At 68.7% G+C, this 3,664-nt stretch carries 5 protein-coding genes; 3 read left to right on the top strand and 2 right to left on the bottom strand.

The window, feature by feature from the left end; genetic code table 11:
- Nucleotides 1-64: 64 nt before the first annotated feature.
- The gene (locus CEK69_RS20845; RefSeq protein WP_152239551.1) at nt 65-1,408 is read left to right on the top strand and encodes a hemolysin family protein; all 1,344 of its coding nucleotides are present in this window, start codon (nt 65-67) and stop codon (nt 1,406-1,408) included.
- Nucleotides 1,392-2,054, top strand: coding sequence for an exopolysaccharide biosynthesis protein (locus CEK69_RS20840; protein WP_017912618.1), 663 nt, complete (start codon nt 1,392-1,394; stop codon nt 2,052-2,054). Before CEK69_RS20845 ends, CEK69_RS20840 begins: the two co-directional genes overlap by 17 nt.
- A 32-nt stretch (nt 2,055-2,086) precedes the next feature.
- On the opposite strand, the gene CEK69_RS20835 is transcribed toward CEK69_RS20840, so the two are convergent.
- Nucleotides 2,087-2,275, bottom strand: a complete 189-nt coding sequence (locus CEK69_RS20835) for a hypothetical protein (protein ID WP_152247712.1) — start codon at nt 2,273-2,275, stop codon at nt 2,087-2,089.
- Between the two features lie 202 nt (nt 2,276-2,477).
- Nucleotides 2,478-3,476, bottom strand: coding sequence for an LLM class flavin-dependent oxidoreductase (locus CEK69_RS20830; RefSeq protein ID WP_152247710.1), 999 nt, complete (start codon nt 3,474-3,476; stop codon nt 2,478-2,480).
- Here CEK69_RS20830 and CEK69_RS21390 point away from each other — a divergent pair.
- Nucleotides 3,460-3,664, top strand: a 205-nt coding sequence (locus tag CEK69_RS21390) for a hypothetical protein (RefSeq protein ID WP_226975251.1), incomplete at its 3' end; no start/stop codon positions are given. The two genes, CEK69_RS20830 and CEK69_RS21390, sit on opposite strands and share 17 nt — an antisense overlap.

Here is a 3,664-nt window from a genome sequence, read left to right as displayed (position 1 = left end):
CCCCCTCCCCCGCGCCGCAACGGCGCCCATGTCCCCGCTTTCCTTGGCGCCAAGGAGCGCGCGCATGCTTGAACTGTTGATCGTTGCAGCCCTCATCCTGCTCAACGGTTTCTTCGCGATGTCCGAGATGTCGCTGATGACCTCGCGCAAGAGCCGGCTGAAGCAGATGGCCCAGTCCAGCACGCGCGCGGCCAAGGCCCTGGCGCTGGCCGAGAACCCCGAGCACTTCCTGTCCACCGTGCAGATCGGCATCACCGCCATCGGCATCCTCACCGGTACCTTCGGCGGCGAGGCCATGGGCGTGGCGATCGCGGCCAAGCTGCAGGCGCTATTCCCGGCGCTGGCGGCCAACTTCACCCTGTTCGGCGATCCGCAGCCGTGGTCGGCGCTGATCGGCAAGACCCTGGCGATCGTGCTGATCACCTTCCTGACGCTGATCTTCGGCGAACTGGTGCCCAAGCGCCTGGCCCTGACCCGTTCGGAGGTCATCGCCGGCTTCGTCGCCATCCCCATGGGCTGGCTGGCCCGGATCGCCGCGCCGTTCGTCTGGGTGCTGTCGCGCTCGACCCGGCTGGTGCTGCGCCTGCTCGGCCTGGGCAAGGAGGAGTCGGCCTCGGTGACCGAAGAGGAAATCCGCATGCTGGTGGCCGAGAGCCACGAGGCCGGCGTGATCGACGCGCACGAGCGCGACATGATGAACCGGGTCATGCGCCTGGGCGACCGCACCGCCGACAGCCTGATGACCCCGCGCAACCGCATCGCCTGGCTCGATGCCAACGCCGAGCCGCAGCGCAACCTGCAGGTGATGCGCGAACACGAGTTCTCGCGCTACCCGGTGTACCGCGGCAGCGACCAGGACATCGCCGGCGTGCTGGAGGTGAAATCGCTGGTCACGCGCATGGACGGCGACGCCACCCAGTTGTTCCAGAGCCTGCGCGACACCTTGTTCGTGTCCGAGTCCACCCACGCGATGAAGCTGCTGGAGATCTTCCGCGAAGAGCAGCAATCGATGGCCCTGGTGGTGGACGAGTACGGCGAGATCCAGGGCCTGGTGACGATCAGCGACCTGATGGGCGCGGTGGTCGGGCGCCTGCAGTCGGCCGACAACGCCGACGAGGACGCGCTGGTGGTGACCCGCGCCGACGGCTCGCTGCTGATCGACGGTTCGCTGGCGATCGAGGACCTGCGCGAACTGCTGGGCGGCGCCGAGCTGCCCAGCGCCGAGGAAGGCGACTACAACACCCTGGCCGGCCTGTGCATCTACTACTTCGGACGCATCCCGCACGCCGGCGAGTTCTTCGACTGGGCCGGCTGGCGCATCGAGATCGTCGACCTGGACGGCGCGCGCGTGGACAAGCTGCTGCTGCGCAGGCTGCAGGACGAGAACAGCGATGACATCACCGGGTGACGCACCCGGCGGTGCGCCGCACGAGGGCGACCACGGCTACAGCGCCGAGGGCATCCGCACCCTGCTCGACACCTTCGTCCTCGGCGACCCGGACGAACACCTGCGGCTGCGGCTGATCCTCGCCGACCTGCAGCAGAGCGCGTTCGGCGTGTTCCTGTTCGTGGCGATCCTGCCGGCGTTCCTGCCGGTGCCGGGCCTGGCCGGCGGCATCAGCGGGCCGCTGGTGACGCTGATCGGCCTGCAGATGCTGATCGGCCTGCGCAAGCCGTGGCTGCCGCGCTTCATCGGCGAGCGCGGGCCGCGCCGCCGCACCATGCAACGCTTCGTCGGCCGCATCGCGCCGTGGCTGCGACGCCTGGACCGACTGCTCAAGCCGCGCCTGCCGGCGCTGGTCGATACCCTGCCGGCGCGCGCCTTCAGTGGGCTGCTGCTGATCGTGCTGGGGATCCTGCTGTCGCTGCCGATTCCGTTCACCAACTACGCCTTCGGCGCGATGCTGTTGCTGTTCGCGCTGGCGCTGCTGGAACGGGACGGCGGACTGATGCTGCTGTCGTGGCTGGGCAGCATCGCCGTGGCTCTGAGCCTGGGATTGGCCTCGGACCAGGTGGTCGACCTGGGCCGGGAGTGGATGCACAAGCTGCGCTGAGCGCACGCGGCAGTGGAGCGCCCGCTGCCCGCTTACTTCACCAGGTACAGTTCCGTCTCGCTGGCGAACACGTTGCGCATGTGCGACGGCCGCACGGACGCACCCTTGGCCAGGCGTTCCGGCGTCTGGACGCGCAGGCGCTCCAGGCATTTGCTCATCTGTTGCAAGGCCGCCTCCAGTCCACATTCGTGCACCGGCGCCATCGGATGCTGTGCGTTCATTGCCGATCCCCCTGTTCGCGTCAGTTGTACGGCCGTGTCCCGAGGCCGTAACGCCACGCTGATGCGCGACGCGAAACGATGACATACCCGGGAAAATCAAGACATCGTGAAAGCGGTGCGCGGTGTGATGCCCATCAACGCAAATATGGCAATGAGCGCCCGCGCGCGTCTGCGCGTGTAGACACCCGCGCAGATACGCGCATCACGCGGCCGCGGCGACCTGCGTCCAGGCCTCCGACGCCAGTTGGAACGAGCGCAAGCGCGCCGCGTGGTCATGGATGTTGGCGGTCAGCAGCAACTCGTCCGGGCGGTGCCGCGCGACGAAGTCGGACAGCCCCTGTGCGACCGCGTCGGCATCGCCCAGCACTGTGCAGGCCAGTGCGCGTTCCACCCCCAGCTTCTCGTGCGGCGCCCAGAACGCCTCGATGTCGTCGATCGGCGGCGGAATCAGCCCGGGGCGGCCGCGGCGCAGGTTGACGAAGCTCTGCTGTTGGGTGGTGAACAGACGCCGCGCCTCGGCCGTGGACGCGGCGGCCACCACGTTCAGGGCCAGCACCGCATATGGCGCCTGCAGGCGCGTGGAAGCGCGGAACTCGCGGCGATACACCGCCAGCGCCTCGTCCATCGCGTCCGGGGCGAAATGCGAGGCAAAGGCGAACGGCAGGCCCATCGCCGCGGCCAGGCGCGCGCCGAACAGGCTGGAGCCGAGCAGCCACACCGGCACCTCGATGCCGGCACCGGGCACGGCGCGCACCAGTTGTCCGTCGACTGCCGGCTCGAAATAGCGCAGCAGTTCGGCCACGTCGTGCGGGAACTGGTCGGCACTGTCGAAGTAACGGCGCAACGCGCGTGCCGTGGCCTGGTCGGTGCCGGGTGCGCGCCCCAGCCCCAGGTCGATGCGACCGGGATACAGCGAGGCCAGCGTGCCGAACTGCTCGGCCACCTGTAGCGGCGCATGGTTGGGCAGCATGATGCCGCCGGCGCCGACGCGGATGCGCCTGGTGCCGCCGGCCACATGCCCGATCAACACCGCGGTGGCGGCGCTGGCGATGCCGGGCATGTTGTGATGCTCGGCCAGCCAGTAGCGGTGGTAGCCCCAACGTTCGGCGTGCTGGGCCAGGTCCAGCATGTTGGCGAAGGCGGCGCTGGTGTCGCTGCCTTCGCAGACCGGGGCGAGGTCGAGAATGGAGATCGGCATCATGGTGAGGCGGGTTCCTGCAAGCGATGTCGACGAGATGGGGGCGCGCGGCGTCGCTTGCAGGGCGCGTGGCCGGAACGCTGATTTGCGCTGGATGTGGATGTGGATGTGGATGTGGATGTGGATGTGGGTGTGGATGTGGATGTGGGTGTGGGTGTGGGCAGGAGGATGCTTGGCTGGCGGTCGTACCC

The organism is Xanthomonas sp. LMG 12462 (assembly GCF_009192885.1).
GTDB lineage: Bacteria > Pseudomonadota > Gammaproteobacteria > Xanthomonadales > Xanthomonadaceae > Xanthomonas_A > Xanthomonas_A sontii.
The sequence above is the reverse complement of the archived record's forward strand: the minus strand, read 5'-3'. Positions and strand labels throughout refer to the sequence as shown.